Origin of the sequence: Shewanella sp. (assembly GCF_041630135.1) — a bacterium.
Lineage (GTDB): Bacteria > Pseudomonadota > Gammaproteobacteria > Enterobacterales > Shewanellaceae > Shewanella.
The window spans coordinates 48,124-73,062 of the sequence record NZ_JBFKLW010000010.1 but is presented as its reverse complement, the minus strand read 5'-3'; the positions used below and the strand labels follow the sequence as shown (position 1 = coordinate 73,062).

The window sequence follows — 24,939 nt, the reverse complement described above, 5'->3', positions numbered from 1 at the left end:
ACACGAAAGCGCGCGATTATACCTGAGTTTAATCGCCCTTTAAAGAAAAGGACTGATATCGCCAGCGCCTTCACGCAGCACTTCGAAACTGCCCTCAGACATGTCCACTACCGTGGTGGGACTTTCTGCCAGGTAACCGCCATGAAGGATGGCTTCTACCTGATGCTCAAGGATATCGCGGATGTGCTCAGGATCTGACTCGGCAAATTCCTCTTTTGGCATCACCAGACTGGTGGACATCAGGGGTTCACCCAGGGCTTCCAGCAGTGCCAGTGCAATCACATTATTGGGTACACGAATACCTATGGTTTTCTTTTTATCGTTTTGCAGGCGACGCGGCACTTCCTTGGTGGCCTTAAAAATAAAGGTATAAGGCCCGGGAGTGCAATGCTTCACCAAACGGTAGGCCTGGTTTTCCACCCGCGCGTAAGTGGCGATTTCCGACAGATCGCGGCACATCAACGAGAAGTGATGATCCTGCTCCATCTGACGAATGCGCACTATGCGCTCCATGGCGTTTTTATCGCCAATCAGGCAACCCAGTGCATAACCGGAATCGCTGGGATAGACGATAACCCCGCCGCTGCGAAGAATACTCACTGCCTGATCTATCAGGCGCTTCTGAGGATTTACCTCATGCACATAAAAAAACTGACTCACGCGCGCGTCCCCCAAGGTTGCGTTTCCCAAACCCAGGTAACACCCTGAGGCCGGAATAAATTTTTGCCCAGCTCAATAAAACTGCCGGGGAAATGAAAATCACTGCCGAGGCTTCCTGCAAGGCCATTTAGATGCGACAAGGCCACCAGATTGGCTCTGTCTTCCGTGGTTTGCTGCCCGAGTACCACCTCCATGGCATCTCCCCCCGCCTCTTTAAACTCACGCACCAGCTTTTTCAGCCACTTGGCCGACATCTTGTAGCCACTCGGATGCGCCAGCACAGCCACACCGCCTGCGCCGTGGATAATGCGAATGGCGCTGGCCATATCCCCCCAATTATTAGGCACATAGCCGGTTTTATTGCGGGCCAGATAGCGCTTGAACACCCCAGCCATATCGGTGGCAACACCGCGCTCCACCAGCACCCGGGCGTAGTGGCCACGGCTTACTGCAGCGTTGCCCGCAAGCGCTTTGGCCGCCTCGTAGGTGCCTTCAATACCAGCCTTGGCAAGGCGTTCACCTATAAGCTGTGCCCGCTGTTCACGCAGGCTGCGCTGGTTTTCCAAAAAGGCCAGCAGCTCGGGGTTGTGGCGGTCAATATTGAGCGCTACCACGTGGATGTCATAGCTGTGCCAACGGGTTGAAATCTCCACCCCGTCAATCAAAGTAAGCGCGCCATCCGCTTGTTGATTGGCAAGGTGAGCTTCATCCAGTCCGGCCACTGTGTCGTGGTCTGTGATGGCCAGCATATTCACGCCCTGACCTATGGCACGACCGACAACCTCAGCCGGAGGCAGCTGACCATCGGATGCCGTGGTATGGCAGTGCAAATCAACCAAATAGTTTTCATCGTTCATTCGATTATTCTACTTGAAAATATTGATAAAAGCGCCTCAAACTTTCGATTCACCGCCCCTGTAGCGAGCAATAAAATCAGCGCGGGTATACATTATGATAAATATTCAATTGACTTTCCCCCACCTGTGGGGTTTTCTATAGGCCAATATCTGAATTAACAAGACAAACAACAAATGCAGCCAATTAACGCTTCTATCATCAACTGGTGGTGGCACTTCCCAGCAACGCGGGTGGTGTGAAGCTTCGTGCTCATTTGACAGAGACAAGATTCATAGAAAGGCCCGCACAATGCGGGCCTTTCTGCGTTATGGCCCGGGGAAAGCGGCGCAAGGTAAAAAAGGATAATCTGATGACACAAACGGCTTTTGATGCCATAGCAACGGGAAAACTGGTTAAGCAGTCGCTGCCCTACCAAGATGACCCTCTGGCGCTCTACGAGAGTCTCACCCAGGATGCACCCCATACTCTGTTGCTGGAATCGGCTGAAATCGACAGCAAGGAAAACCTCAAAAGCATCATCATGACCCACGCGGCACTGCGGATTTGCGCCCGGGGTTATCAGCTTGAGTTTTCGGCACTGGATGGCAATGGCCGTACCCTGCTTCCCGCCATCGCCGCTTTCTTCAAGGTCGATTACAGTGAGGCCATGCTCGAAAGCGGTAAGCTCGATGTGCAGCTTAATCGTGACAGCGGGCTTTTGGATGAAGATGCGCGTCTTAAGTCCACCTCACCGCTGGATGGTTTGCGTGCCCTTATCCGCCATATTGATGTAGGCAGCAACAGGCAGTTTGAAGATCTGTTCCTTGGCGGCGTACTGGCCTACGACCTGATTGATACGGTTGAGCCGCTGCCCAAAGCCCGAGAAGGTGCCAACTCCTGCCCCGATTACCTGTTCTACCTTGCCGACACCCTGATTTTAGTCGACCATAAAGCCAAAAGTGCCGAGCTGGTGCTGACTGAATTCCACGGCCAGAACGCCAGTGGCTCAGAGCAAAGCGCCAGCGGCAAGATGCAGGCTGAACTTGAGCGCCGGGCTGCTGTGATTGAAGCCATCGCCGCCAGGCCAAGACAGCCAAGGCCGCTCAAAGGCGTGTCGCTGGAGGCAATTGCCAGCGTCAGCGATGAAGACTTTAAGGCCTCGGTAGTGGCACTTAAGGAGCACATCATCGCCGGTGATATCTTCCAGGTGGTGCCATCAAGAAGTTTCAGCCTGCCCTGCCCCAACTCTTTAGGCGCCTACCGCGCCCTTCGCAAAACCAACCCCAGCCCCTACATGTTTTACTTTCGCAGCGGCGACTTCACCCTGTTTGGCGCTTCACCCGAAAGTGCGCTCAAGTACGATGCCAGCAGCAATCAGGTCGAGATTTACCCCATTGCCGGTACCCGCAAGCGCGGCAAAGATACCAGTGGCAATATCGATCATGATCTGGATGGCCGCATTGAGCTTGAACTCAGGCTCGATAAGAAGGAGCTTTCAGAGCATCTGATGTTGGTTGACCTTGCCCGCAACGACATCGCCCGCATCAGCCAAAGCGGCACCCGTAAAGTGGCCGAGCTTCTGAAAGTTGACCGCTACAGCCACGTGATGCATCTGGTCAGCCGCGTCACAGGTCAGCTTCGCTGCGATCTCGATGCCCTGCATGCCTATCAGGCCTGCATGAATATGGGCACACTGACTGGTGCGCCCAAGGTGCGTGCTTCCCAGCTTATCCGTGAAACCGAACAAATCCGCCGCGGCAGTTACGGCGGCGCCGTGGGTTACCTCTCAGGCACAGGCGATATGGACACCTGTATCGTTATTCGCTCTGCGTTTGTCAAAGACGGCACCGCCCATATCCAGGCGGGCGCCGGCGTGGTCTATGACTCAGATCCCCAGGCCGAAGCCGACGAAACCAGACAAAAAGCACAGGCAGTGATCTCTGCCATCAAAATGGGAGGTGGCCTGTGAAACTGTATCTTTTGGATAACTTCGACTCCTTCACCTACAACCTGGTGGATCAGTTCCGCTCACTGGGCTTTGAGGTAGTGATTTACCGCAACGATGTGGACCCCAAACTCCTCGCGGACAAGATGCTCGCCGAAGGTAAGTGCGCGCTTGTGCTTTCACCCGGCCCGGGTGCGCCCCACGAGGCGGGTTGTATGATGAAACTGATTGCCCTCACCGCAGGTAAGCTGCCTATTCTCGGCATTTGCCTTGGGCATCAGGCCTTGGTTGAGCATTACGGTGGCAAGGTCGAGCGCGCCCCAAGCGTGGTGCACGGCAAGGCGAGCCCTACCGAGCACGACGGCAGCGGCATTTTTGCAGGCCTGCCATCGCCATTGCCCGTCGCCCGTTACCACAGCCTGGTGGCCACAAAAGTGCCCGAGTGTCTGAAAGTCATCGCCACTACAGACTCCATGCCTATGGCGATTCTGCATGAGGAGCACAAGGCACTCGGCTTTCAGTTCCATCCTGAGTCTATTCTTACCACCCTTGGCAGTACCCTGCTGGTACAAAGCCTCGAGTACCTCACCGGCAGCAAGCTTAAACCGGAGGCAGCCCAATGAATGAACAGATCAAAGCGCTGCTGGATAAGGCCTATTTGGGCGAAAAGCTGAGCCGCGATGAAGCCGCGAGCGTGTTTTCGGCACTGGTAAAAGGTGAGCTTAATGAAATCACCATAGGGGCGCTGCTGATTGCCCTAAAAGTACGCGGCGAAACCATTGACGAGATCTGCGGCGCCGCCGATGCACTGCGCAGTGCTGCAAACCCTTTCCCGCGCCCAGCACTCGATGGCTTGGTGCTGGATATCGTCGGCACCGGCGGCGATGGTTTTAACACCATCAATATTTCCACTACAGCTACCTTTGTCGCGGCCGCCGCTGGTGCCAATGTGGCCAAGCACGGCAACCGCAGCGTGTCGAGCAAGTCAGGTTCATCCGATCTGCTCGGTGAGCTTGGCATCAAGCTCACCATGGCGCCGCAAACCGCCGCCAATTGCTTAAAAGAGTTGGGGATTTGTTTCCTGTTCGCCCCCCACTACCACGGCGGCGTGAAATACGCAGTGCCCGTGCGTCAGGCGCTGAAAACCCGTACCCTGTTCAATGTACTGGGGCCACTGATTAACCCAAGCCGCCCCGATGCCATGCTGCTTGGCGTCTACAGTGAATCGCTGGTGCGCCCCATCGCCGAAGTGCTGGCTGCACTTGGGGTGAAACGTGCCATGGTGGTTCACGGCTCAGGGCTTGATGAAGTAGCGCTTCACGGCGACACCCAGGTGTGTGAGCTGAATAATGGTGCTCTGAAGGACTACCGTTTAAGCCCCGAGGACTTTGGCCTTGCGCCCATCGACGTTTCGGCGCTGGAAGGCGGCGACCCTACAGTAAACGCCGCCCTCAGCACCGCAATCCTGAAAGGTGAAGGAAAGAGTGCCCACCGCGACGCCGTGGCACTGAACGCAGGCTGTGCGCTGTATGTCGCAGGCCTTGCCGATACCCCGCAGGCCGGATTCAAACTCGCCATTGACACCCTCGCCTCTGGCAAGGCATATGAAAAGCTTGTAGGCCTTGCGGCCATGAGTCAGCAGGACAAGGCATAAGGATTTAAGATAGATGAGCAACGTGTTAACCCGGATTATCGACACCAAATATGCCCATATCGAAGCGCTCAAGCTGCGTTTCCCCGAGGCAAGCCTTGCGCCCAAAATCTCAGACCGCAGCCTGTATCAGGCGCTCGCGGCGCCCGAGGCCGGTTTTATTCTGGAATGTAAAAAGGCCAGCCCCTCCAAAGGGCTTATCCGCGCCGATTTCGACCCTGTGGCCATCGCCTCTGTGTACTGCCGTTACGCCGCCGCTGTGTCTGTACTCACCGACGAGCAATTCTTTCAGGGCGATATGGACTATATCCCCAAAGTGCGCGCCGCTATCAGCCAGCCGGTGCTGTGCAAAGACTTCTTTATTGCGCCCTATCAGGTGAAGCTTGCCGCCCATCAGGGCGCCGATGCGATTTTGCTGATGCTGAGTGTGCTCGACGATGACGACTACCGCGCTCTTGCCGCCGAGGCCGCCAAATACCAGCTCGATACCCTCACCGAAGTGAGCAACGAAGAAGAGCTTAAGCGCGCCATCGCCCTTAAAGCGCCGATCATCGGCATCAATAACCGCAATCTGCGGGATTTGAGCACCGATCTTGCCACCACCGAAGAGCTGGCGCCGCACATTCCGGCGGATACGTTAGTGGTGAGCGAATCCGGTATCTACACCCACGCCCAGGTTAAGCGCCTGGCTCCCATGGTGCAGGGCTTTTTGGTGGGCAGTTCCTTAATGGCCGAAAAAGATTTGGATTTGGCCTGTCGCAGGCTCATCTTCGGTGAAAACAAGGTCTGCGGCCTGACCCGCAATGAAGACATCGAAGCCGCCGCCAAAGCCGGTGCCGTCTATGGCGGGCTGATTTTTGCACCCAAGTCGCCACGGTGTGTGAGTGACGATGCTGCCCGCGCCCTGAGTCTTATCAATCAAGCTGCAGCCCAGCCACTGGCACTGGTTGGCGTGTTTGTGGATGACAGCATAGAGCACATCGCCGCCCGCGCGAGCGAGTTTAAGCTTGCGGCTGTGCAGCTGCACGGCAGCGAAGATGAAGCCTTTATCGATGCCCTTAAAGCCAAACTGCCGGAAGGATGCGCCCTGTGGAAGGCTGTCGCTGTGGAAGAAAACGCCGTGGGTGCCATCCCCGCCAACGCCGACCGTATTGTGTTTGACAGCAAAAATGCCCAGGGCTTTGGCGGCACAGGCAGCCGCTTTAACTGGCGATTGGAGCTGAAAGGCAAAGAGAGTGCCATGCTGGCAGGGGGCCTGGATGCCGACAATGCCGCTACCGCCGCCACCCAGGGCTTTTTGGGGCTCGACTTTAACTCCGGGCTCGAAACTGCCCCCGGCGTTAAGTGTGCCGAACTGATAGCCAGAGCCTTTGCCGCGCTCAGAAACTACTGACAGATTGCGTTTTAGCGCCCGGCACCGGCCGGGCCGATGAAGAATTAACAGATTGACCAGATTGGAGATAGCCATGAGCGAGCTGAAACTCGACCCCTACTTCGGTGAATACGGCGGCATGTACGTGCCGCAAATTCTGATGCCGGCACTGAAACAGCTGGAAACCGCCTTCGTTGAGGCCCAGCAAGACCCTGAGTTTTTAAAAGAATTTCACGATCTTTTGAAAAACTACGCCGGTCGCCCCACTGCGCTCACCCTGACCCGTAACCTCTCTCCCAACCCCAAGGTAAAGATTTACCTTAAGCGGGAAGACTTGCTCCATGGCGGCGCCCACAAGACCAATCAGGTGCTGGGTCAGGCGCTGCTGGCAAAACGTATGGGCAAGAAAGAAATCATTGCCGAGACCGGTGCCGGTCAGCACGGCGTAGCGACAGCACTCGCCTGTGCCCTGCTGGGGCTTAAGTGCAAAGTCTACATGGGCGCCAAAGACGTGGCCCGTCAGAGCCCCAACGTGTTCCGCATGCGTTTGATGGGCGCCGAAGTCATTCCGGTTACCTCCGGCTCTGCCACCCTCAAGGATGCCTGTAACGAAGCCATGCGCGACTGGTCCGGCAGCTACGAAAAAGCCCACTATCTGCTGGGAACCGCCGCAGGGCCGCACCCCTTCCCGACGATTGTGCGTGAGTTTCAGCGGATGATTGGCGCTGAGACCAAGGCACAAATGCTGGAAAAAGAAGGCCGTCTGCCGGATGCGGTTATCGCCTGTGTCGGCGGCGGCTCCAACGCCATCGGCATGTTTGCTGACTTTATCGACGAGCCATCGGTGAAGCTGATTGGGGTCGAGCCCGCCGGTAAGGGCATTGATACCCCGATGCACGGCGCGCCGCTCAAGCATGGCAAGACCGGCATCTTCTTTGGCATGAAGGCGCCTTTGATGCAGGACAAACACGGCCAGATTGAAGAGTCCTACTCGATTTCAGCAGGTCTGGATTTCCCATCGGTTGGCCCGCAGCACGCGTACCTCAATGCGATTGGCCGCGCCACTTATGAGTCCGCCACCGACGATGAAGCGCTGGACGCCTTCCAGCTGCTTGCCCGCAGTGAAGGCATTATTCCGGCGCTGGAGTCCGCCCATGCGCTTGCCTACGCCCTGCGGCTCGCCAAAGAGGCCACCGATGAGCAAATCATAGTGGTGAACCTCTCTGGCCGCGGCGATAAAGATATCTTCACCGTTTCCGACATTTTAGACGGCAAGGCCAGCGCATAAGGAGTACTGCCATGAACCGATATTCAAACGCCTTTGCCCGCCTGGCTGCCGAGAAGCGCGGCGCCTTTGTACCCTTCGTAACCCTGGGAGACCCAGGCATTGAGGCAAGCCTTGCCATTATCGATGCCCTGGTCGAGGGCGGCGCCGACTGTCTGGAGCTGGGCTTTCCCTTCTCCGACCCGCTCGCCGATGGCCCGGTGATCCAGGGCGCCAACATTCGCGCGCTGGAAGCTGGTACCACCCCGGACGATTGCTTTCAGATGATTACCCATATCCGCGCCAGGTACCCAGAGCTGCCCATTGGCCTTTTGCTGTATGCCAATCTGGTGTATGCCAACGGTATCGAGGCCTTTTACCGCCGCGCCAAGGCGGCTGGCGTCGACTCAGTGCTGATTGCCGATGTGCCTGTGGAAGAGTCTGCGCCCTTTGTAGCCGCCGCCAAGGCCGAAGGCATAGCGCCGATTTTTATCGCCCCGCCCAACGCAGGCCGTGACAGCCTAAAGCAAGTGGCAAGCCTGGGTGAAGGCTATACCTATCTTTTGTCCCGCGCTGGTGTAACCGGCACCGACAACCGCGCTGGCCTGCCGCTGGACTCCATCCTCAGTGCACTTAAGGAGTTTGACGCGCCGCCGCCACTCTTGGGCTTTGGTATTGCGGAACCTGCGCAGGTACGTGAAGCCATCGCCGCCGGCGCCGCCGGCGCCATCTCAGGCTCGGCCGTGGTTAAGCGCATCGAAGCCATGAAGGATGATATTCCAGCGCTTTGCGCCGAGCTGAAGGCCTTTGCTGAGGCCATGAAAGCAGCCACCTGAGCAAACATCCGATAGCAAAAGAGCAAAAAGCGGGCCCAGCCCGCTTTTTTATTTCCTGCCAAAAAGAAACCACAATTCCCACCCGCTACGGGTTGACTCGCGGCAGTTGCTGAAATAAAACTTAACGGTACCAGATACTTTCGGCACAGTGACTCAAACCACAGTGCCGACACAGCAGCTAAGGAGTGGCCCATGGCCAAGGCATTGCTGGTTATTGACGTTCAAACCCTGCTTTTTGAAGGCGACACGCCCCCGTTCGACGCCGATGCGGTTATCGCGCGCATCAACACCCTGACCCAAACCGCCCGAGAAAACGGCACTTCGGTCATCTTTATCCAGCATGAGCAGCCAGACACAGCGATTGCCCGTGAAACCCCGGGCTGGCAGCTGGTCAACAAACTGGAAGTGAACGAGGACGACTATCTGGTGGGTAAATCCACCCCCGACAGTTTTCTTGGCACTGGCCTTAAAGCTCTGCTGGATGAGCTGGATGTGGAGACACTCGCTATCTGTGGCTATGCCAGTGAATTTTGCATTGACACCACGGTTCGACGCGCATTGAGCCTAGGATATCCGGTTGAATTGATTGGAGATTGCCATACGACACATGACAAAGCGCATCTTAATGCCGCCAGTATCATTGCCCATGAAAACGCGACGCTTTGCAACATTAGAAGTTTTGGGGCTGTTGCAAACTGCATAATCTCCACCCAATGGCAAGCCTGAATCCCTGCATTAGTGAAAACTTTAGCGTGCCAACACCGTCAGGCAGCAGCCTGACGGTGTTGGCACTGAACAGGTTTAAGGCGTTCAGTGCCGCTAGTCTGCAGCAATTTGCTCTTGTGTTACTGTAGGAGAATAATTCCGCTCAGCCCGGCTAGCCTTCATCAATGCTGCAAGTGCCAACATCTGATGGTCAGTCAAAATCCCGTTGTGCCCGGCTATCACACCATCGGCCACAGCAAGTACCCAAACAGCCTGATTGTTGGCATCGAAACAGCTCTGCACAGATTTGCGGGCATGGAGCCTCGCCCGAACTTTCCAACCGACACCCTCCAGAACACGCATGCATCCGGGTTTGGCATCATGCTCAGCCAATGCCTGCGGTAATTTAATGGCTTTACTGCAATCCCGCATGGGGCAAGGGTCGACATCATGTGTCACGGCCCAGGAATGCCCCACCGCACGCTCGCCATCCTTAATCCAGCTAAATGCCTCTCGTACCGCGAAATCTGTTTTGGACTGCATAACCAACATGGAAGGACCAAAACCTGGCGGGCTCAACCATTTATCCAACGGCTGATATTCTGAGGCCGTAGCGGCAGGATTAAGCAGCACAGTCAGATGGGTTTCCCCTTTACCTTGTGCCAGATTGTCCAGTATCGCCTGCTTACGGCCATGCAGTGCAACAACCCCACCAAGGCTGTGCCCAATTAATACGTAGCGACTGAGTAAGCCTTGCTGATGCAAGCTATCCAAAGAAGCCAACAGCTGCCTGACGCCATTCTCCCCCACTCGCCGCGCAACCTGCTTTCGGGTAACTATGGTCGGAAAATCCAGCGCCTCGACCTGACTTTCCGGGTCGTCTGAACCGTCCAGCCAAAACGGGTCATACTCATCACCACGCCAACCTATATACAATCCAACAACACCAGCCTGGCTAAGTGCCAGTTGCTGATGGAAACGCTTGAACGCAATAAAATTGTCATCGTTTGGTGCAGCATTATGATGCCAGCCATGGATGAAAATCAGTAACTGAACGCCCGGAGTAGCTTCCAGCCGCTGTTTCAATGCCTGATACTGTTCAGGCAAATGCATTTCTCCATCGTCATTGAATTCGATTACATGGAAGTCAGATTGCCCCTGCTCATATGACACCATATGAAATGGCTTGTCCGGAATATGAGTAGACCAAATAGATAATGCCAATACCATTAACAGCGCTAAGTTAAGGAGCGCTACGCCTTTCAACCACCTGGCCAAAACTACCTTCCGGCAAAACTGTAACCCAAATCGGGCGGGCGGCTATTATATGCGCAAGTATGAGCCTTCACCAGCCACCATTGCTCATACACAGCGACCAAACCACATGGTACACTCAGCGGCTATCAAGGGATTTATAACCTTGCGTACTGTTTTGTAAGAGACATTATTACGATGAAACAATTGCTCGATTTTTTGCCTTTGCTGGTTTTTTTTGGCGTCTATAAATTTTTCGATATCTATGCCGCCACCGGCGCCCTGGTGGTCGCGACCCTGATCCAGCTTATTGCAACCTATGCGCTTTTCAAAAAAGTGGAAAAAATGCATCTGGTGACGTTTGCACTGGTTGCTGTATTTGGCGGTGCCACCCTCTATTTTCATGATGATACTTTCATTAAGTGGAAGGTCACCATTGTGTATGCACTGTTCGCAGCCGCACTTATCATTGGTCAACTCATTGACAAACCCATTCTGAAATCCATGCTGGGGCAGGAAATGCCGGTAGAAGACACTATCTGGGCCCGGCTCACCTGGTACTGGGTAGCATTTTTCGTTGCCTGCGGTCTGGTTAACGTCTATGTGGCCTTTAGCCTCTCCCAGGAAACCTGGGTGAATTTCAAAGTATTTGGCCTGACTGCGGCCACCTTAATTAACACAGTTATTACGGTAGCTTACCTTTACAAACATCTTCCCGAAGAGAAAAAGAAGGAACTCGAATAATGTGGTACATGATCTCATCACAAGACGTGCCAAACAGCCTGGAAAAACGTCTCGCAGCCCGTCCTGATCATCTGGCGCGTCTGCAGGCTCTCTCTGATGAAGGTCGCCTGATGCTGGCCGGTCCCCATCCTGCCATTGACAGCGACAATCCCGGTGAAGCCGGCTTTACCGGTTCGCTGGTAGTTGCCGAGTTTGAATCCCTGCAAGCAGCCCAATCATGGGCAGATGACGACCCATATATTCAGGCCGGCGTATATGAAAAGGTGGTCGTGAAGCCCTTTAAGCGAGTACTGCCCTGATGAAGGTGATTTCATTTAATATCAATGGTCTGCGCTCACGCTTGCATCAATTGCAGGCGCTGATTGATACCCAGGATCCGGATATCATCGGCCTGCAGGAAACCAAGGTGCACGATGAAGCCTTTCCGCTGGCCGCCGTCGAAGCCATGGGCTACAAGGTGTACTACCATGGCGGCAAGGCTCACTATGGTGTGGCGCTGCTGTCCAAGGTTGAACCCGAGTCAGTAGAAAAGGGTTACCCATGGGACGACGAAGATGCCCAGCGCCGGATGATTATCGGTAAATTCCGCCAGCCAAACGGCAGCCTGCTCACTGTAATGAACGGCTATTTCCCCCAGGGCGAAAGCCGCGACCACGAAATCAAATTCCCTGCCAAACGTAAGTTTTATGCCGATCTGCAGCGTCTGCTGAGCGAGTCTTACAGCAAAGATGATGACATCATCGTCATGGGCGATATCAACATTTCGCCGCTGGATTCGGATATCGGCATAGGTCCGGACAACGCCAAACGCTGGCTTAGAACCGGTAAATGCAGCTTCCTGCCGGAAGAACGCGAATGGCTAAAAACCCTTAAAGATTGGGGCTTTGATGACAGTTTTCGGGTGCTGCACCCTGAAAAAGAAGGCACCTATTCCTGGTTTGATTACCGCAGTAAAGGCTTTGACGATAATCGCGGCCTGCGTATCGATGTGATCCTCACCACCAAGTCGCTTACCGAAAGGCTTAAATCCTCCGGCGTGGATTACGACATCCGTGCCATGGAAAAACCATCGGATCACGCGCCTGTATGGAGCGAGTTTGTGTAAACCTCAGTAAAAAAAGCGCCTTTAAGGCGCTTTTTTTGTGACTGGGTATACCAAGGTGCATCCCATAATGCACCGGAACAAAACCTACATTCTACCTACGCCTGAGTGCGGTATTGTCCGAGAATATCGCCCAAAGCCACAGACGCACCGGCCAGCTCTTCTGACAATTCCAGCGCCATATGGGCGTTTTCACTTATAACCCCGGATTGACTGCGGATTTCGGCAAGTTGTGAAGCTATCTCCCGACAGGCCACGCTTTGCTCTTCAGCAGAGGCTGCTATATGGCTTGCCATATCAAAAACCTGGTTCACTGAGTCTGCCATATGACCAACATCATCCCCCACGGTTGAAACCGCTGTTTTGCCATCCTCTGCACGACTGACGATTTCGCCGGTGATCCCGGACAACGAACGGGTTCCACCTTGCAAGCTTTCAATCATGGTTTGGATCTCCACCGTCGCCTGTTGCGTGCGCCCGGCAAGTGTTCGCACTTCATCGGCTACAACTGCAAAACCCCGCCCCTGCTCGCCAGCGCGGGCAGCTTCAATGGCCGCATTAAGTGCCAACAAATTTGTTTGTTCCGAAATGCTGTTAATCACAGTGACCACCGCACTGATCTCGGTTGCTTCTTTGGACAGGGATTCAACCGAGCTGGAAGCATCACCGATTTTCCCCGACAGCTCAGCTATACCTTTTACTGTTGCCGTAATACGTTTTTGGCTGTCTGCCACAGCACCGGCAGTTTGACGAGTCTGACTCGATGTTGAGGCAGCGTTAGCTGACACTTCTTCGATAGCTGACGTCATCTGCGACATAGCTACCGATACCGAATCCAAAAACTCGTGTTGTCTTCGGGCCAAATCATCGGAGCTGCGTGCTTGAGAAGAAAAAACACCCGAAGCATGTTTTAACGTCTCAGCATTACCCCGAATAGCGCTGACCATGTCACTCATGTTATCGGCACAGCGATCAATTTCCCGTGCGATAAGGCTGAAGTCATCAGTACCAAAAAAATTAAGCCGCTGAGTCAAATCACCATCAGCCAATCGCTTAATCGCCATATACATGTCCCAAAGCCCCCCACCTAAGGACGTTGAGATCCAATAACTGAGCTGGATAAGCGGTAACAACCCCACAGCAGCCCAAATCAGCATCATACGAGCCTGACTAAGACCTTCCTTTTCCAGACCTGCAACATTGGATGTCAGAGCCAGGCTCTGCCCATTGACATCTGCCACTACCGTTAACCGGTCACCACTGCGGCCCGCATTGGCAGCAAGGACCAGGCCATGTCGTGATGCAAAGCCAGAGAGTGCCTCACCTGTATACCCTTCTGCTCTTGCTACATCAGCATAGGCATCAAGTTTACCCTGTAGTTGCGCCTCACTAACCGCCTCTACAGCCAACTTCTGGTAATGATAATTACCCAATGCTACCGCTGCAGTGATGGCAGCCACCATGGAACAAACGAGCCAAAACTTCCCGTTCAGACTGAACTTAATCAAGAAAGCATCTATTTTTCTAAACGTTATCTGCTTCATCTAAAGTATCTCCTGTGCCATTGCCCAAAGTGGCACGCCAGCTAAGTATAGAAGGCAATCACTTATCCATATGGTTTAGGCTATTTGATTCCCGTTACCTCTGTCATTGGCAACAGACGGGCAAAGAGAGCTGAAAGCTGACTCATTGCCAGTCCCATTAAAGCCCCCAATACCAACGCCGGAACAGCGGCCTGCCAGTCACCATTGAGAGCAAACAGCGAGCAACACCCAAGAAAAGTACCGGGAATGAACGCCAACAAGCGCTTTTGAGCCTGCAGGCACATAACGCCGGTTACCACCCCGGTAAGAATGGCTGCGCCAAAACCTATATCCATCATATTCGCACCGAATATAATCAGCCAAGCCCAAAATACGCCAGAAAGTGTTGTTGCCCAAGTGGAAATCAACCCTGAGAAATGAAGATTTCCCTGAGCAAAATAAGCGCTGCAACCGATAAATCCGACCCAGGTAACCAAAGAAAAGTGGCTTGAAAATGCCACCCAGACTGCCGCCAATAGTCCGGCTGCAACTGCCACAGGCAATCGTTCGTACATATGTTAACCCCGTCACTCTAATGTTATGACAGTAACAATAAGTGAAAGTGAATTACAAAAAGCTGACCTAGCCCAAAAAAGTGCAATTTTTTGACAAAATGACTCATTGCTTTGTGGCAGGTTTGCATGCAGGCAGGAAAATGGGTGCCCAATCAATGCTGGTAATGTCGAGGCATGAAACGAAAACCGATTATATCCAACGGGCTTACGGTACTTTTATTACAAAAGCACTGACGAGGAACTATTGACAAAACAGCGAGGGAAGCCCTCGCTCAACACGACTATCCGAGCAACTGATCGGCGACAAAGGGGTTGTGAGTACGCTCTTCAGCAAAAGTGGACATGGGACCATGGCCCGGTATGAATGCGACATCCTTCCCCAGGGGCCAAAGCTTGCTGGTTATGGATTGGAGGAGCACCTGATGGTCTGAACCCGGGAAATCGGTACGGCCGATAGAGCCGCGAAACAGTACATCCCCCACCAACGCCAGCTTGGCTGTAACGTCAAAAAAAACAATGTGTCCGGGCGTATGACCGGGGCAATGGAGTACCATCAATTCAGCATCCCCAACAGCCACTTTCTCACCTTCGTTAAGATAGCGGGTAGGTTCAAAAGCATCGCAATGGGCAAAACCGAAGTTCTGGCTCTGACGCGGCAGATTTTCAAGCCAAAACGCATCATCAATATGGGGGCCTTCGATTGCCACACCGGTTTCTTTTGCCAATTTGGCTGCGGCGCCCACATGGTCAATGTGCCCATGGGTTAACAGGATCTTCTCCAATTGAACCCCTTGTTTTTCCATCGCCTCATAAATACGCTCGAGATTTCCGCCCGGGTCAACCACAGCGGCTTTTCGGGTGCTTTCACACCAAATGAGGGTACAATTTTGCTGGAAGGGCGTCACTGGAATGATCTGGTATTTCATCGTCGCATTCTCTGATTTGCTTTGGCGCTAGAATAAGGGATCCTTGCCATTGTGTGCCAGTTTTAAGCGTCGCAAATTGATCTCGATGGGGCTTTTGCGCACATTCATCCCTTGCGACCCCATAACTTTTGTATACAATCCGCAAACACCACCAACATAGGGACCTCTTTCATGCCGTCACACCACGCCCTGCCCCAGATGCTCACCACCAAACTGGAGTTTGAGCTGCCACTCAATTACAAGGTGCCGGAGCAAGGGCATATTAAAGTGTTCGCCCGCAGTGTGGTTCGTAAAGACAAGCAAGACGCTAACCTGCCCTGGTTGGTGTATTTTCAGGGCGGCCCGGGCTTTGCTGCCCAGCGACCTGTAAACCACAGCGGCTGGATTAAGCGGGCACTTGAAGAGTATCGGGTGCTGCTGCTCGACCAACGGGGCACAGGGCTATCAACGCCGGTCAATTTTCAAAGCCTTGCACACCTCTCAGCCAGGGACCAGGCTAACTACTTGAGCCACTTCCGTGCCGACAACATAGTGCGGGACGCCGAGGCTATCCGCAAACAACTGAGCCCGGACACGCCCTGGACAATTCTTGGTCAAAGTTTTGGGGGCTTTTGTGTACTGCGGTATCTCTCTGCCGCGCCGGAGGGATTGAAAGAAGCCTATATCACCGGTGGCATCCCCCCACTTGGCCGCAGCGCCGATGAGGTATACAGAGCGACCTATAAGCGGGTAAAACAGAAAAACCTTGAATTCCATCGCCGTTACCCTGACGCTGCTTCACTGCTTAAAAAGTTGCACCAGCATTTGCTCACAGAACAAGTGCTGCTGCCGGGCGGACAGCGCCTTGAGCCGAAAATGTTGCAGCTGCTTGGGATCCATCTGGGGATGGAAGACGGGCCAGAAGGCGTGTATTACCTGCTGGAGCAGGCCCTGATGCACACAGCCTCGGGGGTGAAGATAAATCCGCTGTTCACCGAACGCTTTATGCAGATGCTGGACTACAACACCAATCCACTGTTTTCGCTGCTGCACGAAGCCATTTACTGCCAAAAGCAGGCATCGCGCTGGGCCGCCCATCGCATCCGCACCGAATACTCTGAATTTGACGCGCCGGCAAGCGCGCCCATGTTGCTCACCGGTGAGATGATTTATCCCTGGATGTTTGACTGTTTCGACAACCTCAAACCGCTAAAGGACTGTGCCGAACTGCTGGCGGTCAAAGAAGACTGGCCCATGCTGTACGATGTCGACCAACTTGCTCAGAACAAGGTGCCGGTTGCCGCTGCCATTTACAGTGAAGACATGTTTGTGGAGATGGACTACAGCCTGGAAACGGCACGTAAGGTTGCCAATCTCAAATACTGGCTCACCTCAGAATATGAACATAATGGGATCCGTATGGATGGAGAGCGGATCTTAGGTCGACTTATTGCCCTGAATCGTACCGAGATATTGCGCTAAAGAAATCCGGGCCAATTTCAGCCTCGCTTAAGGGCTGATAGGCACACTCAACAGAGTTCCTCCTCTATTGAGCGTTTGTGTTAACCATTCTGGTTATCGCTTTTCCTGTTGAGTAAGCCAGAACTTGGCTTACTCTTTTTTTTGCCTGATACTGACGTCAGTATCACCGAGGAGACATGCCATGGAAATTCGTAATCCAGAACAACTGAGCCCGGAAATTCTGCTGGGCATAGTGAACGAGAAACTGCGCCTTAACTGTCCTGACAAACAGGCGCTGCTTTATGACCTTGGTCTGGATGAACAGGCTCTCGACAACAAACTGCAAGATTATGAGTACGACATGCTCAGCAATCAGTATCGCAGTCGCTGATCCTAAAGAAGCTAAGCCTGAACGTTAGCCAAACTTCACTAAGGCCGGGTGTCCCTGCACCGATTCAACTCGCTGCTCAGTCGGCTGAACAAGACATCGCAAAGGATGGGTACCGCGACTTTGGACTCTATCGACGTCAACTATATACCTAAGCGCCGGAATGACTTTATGACCGCACTCTTCGCTGCGATGGTGTAATACCTAAGCGCTGCGCTTGGATGATGACTTGGCACCCACACTGGAACGAGGGTTTGCCGATACGCCCTTCGATGATGTGCCCTTTGCCGCCGTGCGCCGCGGCGCGCCTTTGCGATAACCGCCTTTTTTAGCCGTCCGTTTGAATGGCTTGCTAACTGACTTCACTCCACTTAGTGCCACCGGTAAGGTCGAGGATGCCGCCTGAATGAGTCCAAGCAACTCAGTGATAAGTGGCTGCATAAAGCCACGGTAGGAAAGCTGCTTATGGCAAATATCATTGAGCTGACGCTCCCACAGCGCTGTCATGTCTGCGGTAGTGGCCACCTCAGGCAAGCTGGCTATCAAGCCACGCCCGGCGGGCGTTGACACAATACTCTTCCCCTGCCTTGACAAAAACCCCCGCTTAAACAGCAGTTCAATGATGCCAGCGCGGGTAGCTTCAGTGCCAAGGCCATCAGTGTCTTTTAGGATTTTCTTAATCTCCTCTGAGCTTACATAACGTGCAATCCCGGTCATCGCACTGAGCAAAGTGGCATCGGTAAAGTGTTTCGGCGGCTGGGTTTGCTTTGCCAGTAACTCCCCATGTTGGCATTGGGCGGTATCGCCCTTTTGCAGCACCGGCAGCGGCGTTTTCTGGCTGATATCGTCCAGTTCGGTATCTTTGTTGGCATCTTTATCATCACTCAGGCCTTCTTTGGCATTGCTCTGAAACAACACCCGCCAACCTGGGTCTCGCTCCACTGAGGCCTTGGCAATAAAGCTGCCACCATCGATAGTGAGCTTGATTTGGCTGTCTGACATCAAGCGGTGTGAGTAGAACTGCGCCAGATACTGTCTGGCGATATGCTGATAAAGCTGGCGCTCACGCAGACTCAGGCTCGACAATGCCATGCGCTTGCCGGTAGGTACAATCGCATGGTGCGCATCCACTTTGCTGTCATCCCATGCCTTGGATACCAACCGTAAGTCCGGCCCGGGCAGGCCGGCGGTCAGTTCCGGCGCATTGGCCATTACCGCTGCCGTAACCTCTGGCACCAGTTGCAACTGTTCTTTGGGCAAATGGCGGCTATCGGAGCGTGGGTAGGTGATAAGCTTATGGCGCTCATACAGGCTTTGAGCCGTATCCAGCACCTCTTTTGCACTCATACCGAAGCGTTTGGCGCAATCAATCTGCAAAGCTGACAGGCTATAAAGCAAAGGCGGCGCGAGCTTCTTATCTTTATTACTGACGTCGGTAACGAGCGCTGGCTTGCCGCCAATACGGCTCACCACAGTTTCGGCAAGGCGTCGGGAAAGCACCCGCCCCTCTTCATCCATATAAGGCTGACAGGCCTCGCTTGGCTGCCATTTGGCACTGAATGGCTCGCCTTTATCCGTCACCACATGGGCAAGCACCTCGAAATGATCCTTTGGGGTGAAATGGTCAATCTCTTGGTCGCGGCGCACCACCAATCCCAATAGCGGCGTCTGCACCCGACCGACCGATAACACACCGCTGTAGCCCACTTTGCGCCCTTGTAAGGTGTAAGCACGGGTCATATTCAGGCCATACAGCCAGTCAGCCCGGCTACGGGCCAGCGCCGAAGTGGCTAACGGCACAAACTCTTTATTGCTGCGCATCTGCGCCAGCGCCCGGCGCACCGCGTCGGGGTTAAGGTCAGAGATGAGCAGCCGCTTGGTGGCAGCGAGCTTAGCGACGGACACCCTGGCATGAGATATAACCTCATCCACCAGCAACTGCCCTTCACGATCCGGATCGCCGGCATGAACCAGTTCGCTTGCCTGCTTAATCAGGCGTTTTACCACCGCCAGCTGGGATTTGGCGGAGCTCCTTGGCTTAAGCTGCCACTCTTCAGGAATGATGGGCAAATGCGCCAGCTGCCATTGTTTAAACTCGGGTGAATAGGCATCGGGCTCGGCCTGCTCCAGCAGATGACCAATACACCAGGTCACGCAGTCGCCATTGCCAAGCTCAATGTAGCCATCGCCCTTTTTATGGGGCTTGGGTAATACATCGGCGATGGCGCGGCCCAAACTGGGTTTTTCGGCGATATACAGGATCATGGCGAATGCGACGGCTCGAAACACTGGATGGATTTACAGTAAATGTAGCGAAAATCCCGCTGCGGCGCAAACATGCCTCTGCCCAAATGCGTAGATTTACATCGACGGTGACGATTGCATATGAAGCTTATTAAGAATGATTATCAAAAAGTTGCAGAATAGCCGCTCCTGCTCACCGCCTGGACTCAAGATTTACTCCAAGTTGCTTGTGATTACTCGCCAATGGTTGCTGTGCTCAGAACTGCTGATACTCGCTGTTATCATCTGCCTGTCAGCCCAATATTGGCCGCTGGTGCTCTTTCCACTTATTCGTATCGGCAAAGAGTGCTGGCATGTACGTCCGCCGGGGTGCCTCACGCTGACTGGACTGTTTGGGGCCTGGCTTGGCTGTTTTGCCCGCGCCATTTGAGCCTGATGATCCAAACAAAAAAACCAGCGCAGGCGCTGGTTTTTTTGAAAAAATTACAACTTACGGATGACCTTCATTATGCAGCTCAAGGTTGGTTCCGATATCACGATTACGGTTGGCTTTCGCATCATCATTGCGCATCTGAGTCAGGTGATCGAGATACCCCTGAGTCACGTCACCGGTGATGTAGTTGCCGTCGAATACCGATGTCTCGAAGCGCTTTATCTCTGGATTTTCCATACGCACAGCTTCAACCAAATCGGTCAAATCCTGGAAAATAATGCCATCGGCACCAATCAGCTTAGCAATTTCATCAACGTCACGACCATGGGCAATAAGCTCATTGGAGGTAGGCATGTCGATACCATACACATTGGGGAAGCGAATTTCAGGAGCTGCTGAGGCAAAGTACACTTTCTTGGCACCGGCTTCTCGGGCCATCTCGATTATCTGTTCAGAGGTGGTACCCCGGACAATGGAATCATCCACCAACAGCACATTCTTACCTTTAAACTCCGCATTGATGGCATTCAGTTTACGGCGAACGGACTTCTTACGCTCCTGCTGACCGGGCATGATAAAGGTGCGACCGATATAACGATTTTTCACAAAACCCTGACGGTATGGCAGATCCATCACCCTGGCAATTTCAAGGGCAATATCACAGGAAGTTTCAGGAATAGGGATAACCACATCAATGTCGTTATCAAACCACTCTTTCTTTATCTTGGCACCCAGCTTGGCACCCATGTTAACGCGGCTGCCATACACGGAAACCTTGTCAATGGTGGAGTCCGGGCGAGCAAAATAAACGAATTCAAAAATACAGGGGGAATAGACCGGCGCTTCGGCGCACTGGCGGGTAAAGAGCTGACCATCGAGGGTGATATACACAGCTTCGCCTGGAGCTACGTCGCGCATCACTTCAAAGCCAACGGCATCCAGCGCCACACTCTCGGAAGCCACCATGTATTCGGTGCCTTTGGCGGTTTCATGCTTACCCAGCACCAAAGGACGAATACCATGAGGATCACGAAAGGCAACCAGGCCTTGGTTTACAATCATGGCCGCTACAGCATAGGCTCCGCGGGTTTGCGCATGAACCTTGGCTACCGCATTGAATACCTGCTCAGCACTCAGATGATCGGTATGAACTTGCTGTAACTCGTCCGCCAGCAGGTTTAACAGTATTTCTGAATCTGACGTGGTATTGACGTGACGACGCTGCTGCTTCAAACGCGCTGCCAGTTCCTGAGTGTTGGTCAGGTTACCATTATGAGCCAGAGAGATACCGAAAGGAGAGTTTACATAGAAAGGTTGAGCTTCAGAGGAACTGGAACTGCCCGCGGTAGGGTAACGCACATGGCCGATACCGGCGTTGCCCTGCAAGCGCTGCATATGCTTGGGCTCAAACACGTCACGCACCAGGCCATTGGCTTTTCTGAGCCTGAATGCATCATTGTCTACTGTGACAATTCCGGCCGCATCCTGACCACGATGTTGCAGCACTGTGAGTGCGTCATAGATGGTTTGATTAACCGAGGAATGGCCAACGATTCCGACGATACCACACATGGTAGGGTGTCCTCTTTTAAGATGTTCTGTTGTGTATATTTTTTATAATTTGGGTACAAAGCTTGAAGTATTTTCCAGATAGTTAAAAAACCACTGAATAACAACTCCGAATTCAGGCACTAACCTCGACTCCTTCCACCATAAGGCGTTTGGAGCACCGGTAAAGGCATCCATAAAAAACAAAATGGCGCTGACTATCAAAGCGCCTCTGAGAGCACCGAAACACAGACCAAGCAATCTGTCGGTTCCCGATAATCCTGTCTTTGCCACCAGCTGCCCAAGAATATAATTCACCAGGGCACCCAAAATGAGGGTGGTCACAAAAAGAATAGCAATGGCAACACCATTACGAAGCATCTCATCCTGCATCTGCGTGAGGTGCACAGCGAGATCAACATAGAATTGGCTGGCAATAAAAAAGGCAGCAAACCATACCAGCAGAGACATGGCTTCTTTTGCAAAGCCACGGATCAGGCTGATAACGGTCGACAGCCCGATGATAAAGATAATGACGTAATCAATCCAAACCATGGAAGCTTGTTTTCCGGTTGGGTTTCTGAATCGGCGCGATTCTACCAGAGCGTGAGGAGATTCTCACCCCCAAGGCCAAAATAAATCCCCGGAATGACACTCCTCAACGCTCAAGTGGATTGAAGGCAATAACCTTGCCGTCAAGGGATGTCAGGGCAGCCACTTCCCTTTTGATTCTTTCCATTTGTGCCTGTGACACATCAGGACCAACAAACACCCTGGTCAGGGTTCCGTCCACCGGCTTGCTGGGAAGGGTATAAGCCTTAAAACCAGCCTGACGGAGTTTGCCTACCAGTGCATCTACATTATCAGCGTTACTGAAGGCTCCCAATTGCAGAGTCCACGCAGCCTTAAGGGCTGCCTTGGGCTCAGGCTGCTTGTTGGCCGTGGCAACCGCCTGGGCTTCTGCAGTTGGCACATCAGCCGTTTTGGTGACAGCGGTTTTAGTGACAGCTGACTTGCTGTCCTGAGATATCTCCCTGACTTTTTCACTTGCAGACTTCTCAGGCTCAGTCTCGCCCTCTTTCGTCTCGTCAGCACCAATATCTTTGCTCAAATCCAATGGTGCAAGGGTCTCAACAGCGAAAGCTTCCTCGGGGGTTTGCATCACTTTAATATCGGGACGCAAAGGAATTTCAGCAAACTCTTCCTGCACCCTGTCTTTTTTCCCATCGAGCAAATCGGGCAGAAAAATAACCCCGAGCGCCACTAAAACGACGGTACCAACCAAGCGATTCTGAAACTGACTGGACAAAATGGCTTCCCTTAAGCGAGTGATTTAAATCCGGAGACAGTGTAAAAAGAACCAAACACAATTACCACATCCGTCTCTGTTGCGGCCGCCAGAACGGCAGCTTTTGCATCTTCCATATTTTCGAACGTGTCAAAATTGGCATCCGATGGCAAGCTATTCGCCAGCAATTGTGCACAAGCGCCACGTTCACCGCCCAAGCTCACCAAATACCAATGTGCCACCACGGGGTTCAGTTCGTTAAGCACGGCGGCATAATCTTTGTCCTTCAACATACCGCACACTGCCAGCACACGTTTACCCGGCCAACGTGACAGCTCCCGCTTCAAAAAACGTGCAGCATGGGGGTTATGGGCTACATCAGCAATAACCAACGGCGAATCGCTGATTTGCTCGAGCCGACCGGCAAGACGTGCTGTCACGATACCATCAATGAGTTGCTGGTCGCTGATTGCAAAACGCTCGCCCACAGCCTCTATTGTGGCTATCACAGTGGCAGCATTGGGCAGCGGCAATTGCGGCAGCGGCATCTGAGGAAATTTTCGTGACTTGCCATGGTAACTCCAGCTATCGGAAAAACGCTGATACGAAAACTCCTGTCCCACCCGATACAGATGCGCACCAAGATTGTCTGCCACTTCGTTGACGGTCAGCGGTAAATCTGGCTCGCCCACCACCGCCGGTTTGGCCGCACGGAAAATGCCTGCCTTTTCACGACCAACCAGCTCACGGGTATCGCCCAGATATTCTTTATGATCCAAGTCGATGGATGTCAGCACCGCAATATCAGCATCAATCAAATTGGTGGCATCAAGCCTGCCTCCCAAGCCGACTTCGAGGATAGCCACATCAAGCCCGGCCTGTTTAAACAGCAGGAGCCCGGTGAGGGTGGCAAATTCAAAGAAGGTCAGAGAAATCTCTCCTCTGGCCGCCTCGATGGCAGCAAACGCGGGGAGAATAGCGCTATCGTCCACATCCTGACCATCAATACGAATACGCTCGTTGTACTTCAGAATATGAGGCGAGCTGTACACACCAACCTTCAGCCCGGTGCCACGCAGAATATTCTCAAGCATGGCACAGGTGCTGCCTTTGCCATTGGTGCCAGCAACTGTGATGACCAGGGTGCCGGGCAGCGATTTAACCCCAAGTCGGCTTGCGACCTCACTCACCCGCGTCAGGCCCATATCAATTTCTTTGGGGTGAATGGCCAGCAAATAGTCGAGCCAATCATTGAGAGAGGCGCCATCAGGCGGTGCCAAAACGGTGTGCTGCGTCATCAAGACTCCTTTCCTGTATCTGTTGCGGTATTCAGGGTAATCAGGGCTAGTCAGGCATAAACAGTGGTCCCAGCGCCAGCTTGGGCAAGCCAAAGCTTTCCGGGTAGGTCACGTCCACCAGATAAAGGCCGTGGGCCTTGGCGGTAGCAGCCGCCTTGGTGCGATCTTTAGCGTCAAGCAGCGTCGCCATCCAATCCAGGGGCTGGTTACCCAGGCCAATCTCCAACAAGGAACCAACAATGTTGCGCACCATATGATGCAGGAACGCATTAGCCTGAATATCCACCACAATATACATGCCGTGACGGCTAACGCTTACCTTGTGTACATTGCGAAACGGGGTATTTGACTGGCAACCAATGGCACGAAAACTGGTGAAGTCACGCTCACCCGGCAGAGCCTGGGCGGCCTGGTGCATGCGCTCGACGTCGATATCGCCGTGGTAGTGGCTCACACCTTTACGCAAAATACCGGGGCGGAAATTGTGATTGAAAATCACGTAGCGATAACGGCGGGCAGTGGCCGAAAAGCGAGCGTGAAAATCATCACTCACCGGCATGGCCCAACGCACGGCAATATCATCGGGGAGGTGAACATTTACCCCAAGCGTCCAGGCACCTTCTTTTCGCACCGCATTGGTATCGAAATGCACGACCTGCCCTGTTGCATGCACGCCGGCATCAGTACGTCCGGCACATTGCACCTCGATGGATTCGTTGGCAACTATGGACAGCGCCTTCTCAAGCTCGGCCTGCACCGAGTTCACCTCGGCCTGGCGTTGCCATCCATAAAACTTGCTGCCGTCGTATTCAATCCCCAAAGCAATGCGCATCTTTTTAAATATCCTGCCTGTCAAAAACAATTAAAACGCGGCGATATTACCACAAATCCGGTATAAAACGGGCA

Annotated in this window: 24 protein-coding genes; 12 read left to right on the top strand and 12 right to left on the bottom strand. The window is 53.4% G+C overall.

Going from position 1 to position 24,939, the window contains the following annotated elements; genetic code table 11:
• Positions 1-39 precede the first annotated feature (39 nt).
• The gene (locus ABYK60_RS04560; protein WP_372870748.1) at positions 40-660 is read right to left on the bottom strand and encodes an L-threonylcarbamoyladenylate synthase; all 621 of its coding nucleotides are present in this window, start codon (positions 658-660) and stop codon (positions 40-42) included.
• Positions 657-1,517, bottom strand: a complete 861-nt coding sequence (locus ABYK60_RS04555) for a PHP domain-containing protein (protein ID WP_372870747.1) — start codon at positions 1,515-1,517, stop codon at positions 657-659. The genes ABYK60_RS04560 and ABYK60_RS04555 overlap by 4 nt, the downstream gene beginning before the upstream one ends.
• A 350-nt stretch (positions 1,518-1,867) precedes the next feature.
• Here ABYK60_RS04555 and ABYK60_RS04550 point away from each other — a divergent pair, with 350 nt between their 5' ends.
• From ABYK60_RS04550 to ABYK60_RS04520, 7 genes are all read left to right on the top strand, one after another.
• A complete protein-coding gene (locus ABYK60_RS04550; RefSeq protein WP_372870746.1) occupies positions 1,868-3,466 on the top strand; it encodes an anthranilate synthase component 1 in 1,599 nt (532 codons plus the stop codon).
• A complete protein-coding gene (locus ABYK60_RS04545; protein ID WP_372870745.1) occupies positions 3,463-4,065 on the top strand; it encodes an aminodeoxychorismate/anthranilate synthase component II in 603 nt (200 codons plus the stop codon). The genes ABYK60_RS04550 and ABYK60_RS04545 overlap by 4 nt, the downstream gene beginning before the upstream one ends.
• Positions 4,062-5,096, top strand: coding sequence for an anthranilate phosphoribosyltransferase (gene trpD / locus ABYK60_RS04540; protein WP_372870744.1), 1,035 nt, complete (start codon positions 4,062-4,064; stop codon positions 5,094-5,096). The genes ABYK60_RS04545 and trpD overlap by 4 nt, the downstream gene beginning before the upstream one ends.
• Before the next feature lie 13 nt (positions 5,097-5,109).
• Positions 5,110-6,486, top strand: a complete 1,377-nt coding sequence (gene trpCF, locus ABYK60_RS04535) for a bifunctional indole-3-glycerol-phosphate synthase TrpC/phosphoribosylanthranilate isomerase TrpF (protein ID WP_372870743.1) — start codon at positions 5,110-5,112, stop codon at positions 6,484-6,486.
• 73 nt (positions 6,487-6,559) lie between these two features.
• Positions 6,560-7,753, top strand: coding sequence for a tryptophan synthase subunit beta (trpB, locus tag ABYK60_RS04530; RefSeq protein WP_372870742.1), 1,194 nt, complete (start codon positions 6,560-6,562; stop codon positions 7,751-7,753).
• An 11-nt stretch (positions 7,754-7,764) separates the two neighbouring features.
• A complete protein-coding gene (gene trpA, locus ABYK60_RS04525; protein WP_372870741.1) occupies positions 7,765-8,565 on the top strand; it encodes a tryptophan synthase subunit alpha in 801 nt (266 codons plus the stop codon).
• 192 nt (positions 8,566-8,757) lie between these two features.
• Positions 8,758-9,291: a cysteine hydrolase family protein gene (locus tag ABYK60_RS04520; protein WP_372870740.1), complete on the top strand. Its 534-nt coding sequence runs from the start codon at positions 8,758-8,760 to the stop codon at positions 9,289-9,291.
• Positions 9,292-9,384: 93 nt separating this feature from the next.
• Here ABYK60_RS04520 and ABYK60_RS04515 read toward each other — a convergent pair whose 3' ends face one another.
• A complete protein-coding gene (locus tag ABYK60_RS04515; RefSeq protein WP_372870739.1) occupies positions 9,385-10,548 on the bottom strand; it encodes an alpha/beta fold hydrolase in 1,164 nt (387 codons plus the stop codon).
• Between the two features lie 174 nt (positions 10,549-10,722).
• Here ABYK60_RS04515 and ABYK60_RS04510 point away from each other — a divergent pair, with 174 nt between their 5' ends.
• Genes ABYK60_RS04510 through xthA form a run of 3 tightly spaced genes read left to right on the top strand, consistent with a single transcriptional unit; the run spans position 10,723 to position 12,373 of the window.
• On the top strand, positions 10,723-11,268 hold the full coding sequence (locus ABYK60_RS04510) for a septation protein A (RefSeq protein WP_372870738.1): 546 nt from the start codon (positions 10,723-10,725) through the stop codon (positions 11,266-11,268).
• Positions 11,268-11,567, top strand: coding sequence for a YciI family protein (locus ABYK60_RS04505; protein WP_372870737.1), 300 nt, complete (start codon positions 11,268-11,270; stop codon positions 11,565-11,567). Before ABYK60_RS04510 ends, ABYK60_RS04505 begins: the two co-directional genes overlap by 1 nt.
• Positions 11,567-12,373, top strand: coding sequence for an exodeoxyribonuclease III (gene xthA, locus ABYK60_RS04500; protein ID WP_372870736.1), 807 nt, complete (start codon positions 11,567-11,569; stop codon positions 12,371-12,373). Before ABYK60_RS04505 ends, xthA begins: the two co-directional genes overlap by 1 nt.
• A gap of 95 nt (positions 12,374-12,468) precedes the next feature.
• On the opposite strand, the gene ABYK60_RS04495 is transcribed toward xthA, so the two are convergent.
• From ABYK60_RS04495 to ABYK60_RS04485, 3 genes are all read right to left on the bottom strand, one after another.
• Positions 12,469-13,914 carry a methyl-accepting chemotaxis protein gene (locus ABYK60_RS04495; protein WP_372870735.1) on the bottom strand — a complete coding sequence of 482 codons (1,446 nt, stop codon included), beginning with the start codon at positions 13,912-13,914 and terminating at the stop codon, positions 12,469-12,471.
• An 80-nt stretch (positions 13,915-13,994) separates the two neighbouring features.
• Entirely contained in the window at positions 13,995-14,468 is a 474-nt protein-coding gene (locus ABYK60_RS04490) for a DUF1097 domain-containing protein (protein WP_372870734.1), read from the bottom strand.
• Between the two features lie 281 nt (positions 14,469-14,749).
• The gene (locus ABYK60_RS04485; protein WP_372870733.1) at positions 14,750-15,394 is read right to left on the bottom strand and encodes an MBL fold metallo-hydrolase; all 645 of its coding nucleotides are present in this window, start codon (positions 15,392-15,394) and stop codon (positions 14,750-14,752) included.
• Positions 15,395-15,565: 171 nt separating this feature from the next.
• Between ABYK60_RS04485 and ABYK60_RS04480 the strand changes: the two genes are divergently transcribed.
• On the top strand, positions 15,566-16,855 hold the full coding sequence (locus ABYK60_RS04480; protein WP_372870732.1) for an alpha/beta fold hydrolase: 1,290 nt from the start codon (positions 15,566-15,568) through the stop codon (positions 16,853-16,855).
• A gap of 181 nt (positions 16,856-17,036) precedes the next feature.
• Positions 17,037-17,225 (top strand): DUF4250 domain-containing protein, encoded by a 189-nt coding sequence (locus ABYK60_RS04475; RefSeq protein WP_372870731.1) that lies wholly within the window; start codon positions 17,037-17,039, stop codon positions 17,223-17,225.
• Positions 17,226-17,426: 201 nt separating this feature from the next.
• On the opposite strand, the gene ABYK60_RS04470 is transcribed toward ABYK60_RS04475, so the two are convergent.
• From ABYK60_RS04470 to truA, 6 genes are all read right to left on the bottom strand, one after another.
• A complete protein-coding gene (locus ABYK60_RS04470) occupies positions 17,427-19,487 on the bottom strand; it encodes a DNA topoisomerase III (RefSeq protein WP_372870730.1) in 2,061 nt (686 codons plus the stop codon).
• A 469-nt stretch (positions 19,488-19,956) separates the two neighbouring features.
• Positions 19,957-21,471 (bottom strand): amidophosphoribosyltransferase, encoded by a 1,515-nt coding sequence (gene purF / locus ABYK60_RS04465; protein WP_372870729.1) that lies wholly within the window; start codon positions 21,469-21,471, stop codon positions 19,957-19,959.
• Between the two features lie 42 nt (positions 21,472-21,513).
• Entirely contained in the window at positions 21,514-22,002 is a 489-nt protein-coding gene (locus tag ABYK60_RS04460) for a CvpA family protein (RefSeq protein ID WP_372870728.1), read from the bottom strand.
• Positions 22,003-22,105: 103 nt separating this feature from the next.
• Positions 22,106-22,756, bottom strand: coding sequence for a cell division protein DedD (dedD, locus tag ABYK60_RS04455; protein ID WP_372870727.1), 651 nt, complete (start codon positions 22,754-22,756; stop codon positions 22,106-22,108).
• An 11-nt stretch (positions 22,757-22,767) separates the two neighbouring features.
• Positions 22,768-24,033: a bifunctional tetrahydrofolate synthase/dihydrofolate synthase gene (folC, locus tag ABYK60_RS04450; RefSeq protein WP_372870726.1), complete on the bottom strand. Its 1,266-nt coding sequence runs from the start codon at positions 24,031-24,033 to the stop codon at positions 22,768-22,770.
• A gap of 46 nt (positions 24,034-24,079) precedes the next feature.
• Positions 24,080-24,865: a tRNA pseudouridine(38-40) synthase TruA gene (truA, locus tag ABYK60_RS04445; RefSeq protein ID WP_372870725.1), complete on the bottom strand. Its 786-nt coding sequence runs from the start codon at positions 24,863-24,865 to the stop codon at positions 24,080-24,082.
• Between the last annotated feature and the right edge of the window lie 74 nt (positions 24,866-24,939).